Raw genomic sequence first — 512 nt, 5'->3', positions numbered from 1 at the left:
GTCTGCTCCGAAGTTTTCGGTTCGGCCAAGGTTGACTTCGACAAGATCGACAGCGCCCCAGAAGAAAAAGCTCGTGGTATCACCATCAACACCGCTCACGTTGAATACGATTCGGCCGTGCGTCACTACGCACACGTTGACTGCCCAGGTCACGCCGACTACGTAAAAAACATGATCACCGGTGCTGCTCAGATGGACGGCGCTATCCTGGTTTGCTCGGCCGCTGATGGTCCGATGCCGCAAACCCGTGAGCACATCCTGCTGTCCCGTCAGGTAGGCGTTCCGTACATCGTTGTCTTCCTGAACAAGGCTGACATGGTAGACGACGCTGAGCTGCTGGAACTGGTTGAGATGGAAGTGCGCGATCTGCTGAGCACTTACGACTTCCCGGGCGACGACACTCCGATCATCATCGGTTCGGCGCTGATGGCTCTGAACGGTCAAGACGACAACGAGATGGGCACCACTGCCGTCAAGAAGTTGGTTGAGACTCTGGACAGCTACATCCCAGA

At 56.2% G+C, this 512-nt stretch carries 1 protein-coding gene; it reads left to right on the top strand.

The window, feature by feature from the left end; translation table 11 throughout:
• Window positions 1-512: GTP-binding protein (locus AACY49_RS30360; protein ID WP_339527962.1), on the top strand; the 512-nt coding region annotated here is incomplete at both ends.

Source organism: Pseudomonas sp. EL_65y_Pfl2_R96 (assembly GCF_963970905.1).
GTDB lineage: Bacteria > Pseudomonadota > Gammaproteobacteria > Pseudomonadales > Pseudomonadaceae > Aquipseudomonas.
The sequence above is the reverse complement of the archived record's forward strand: the minus strand, read 5'-3'. Positions and strand labels throughout refer to the sequence as shown.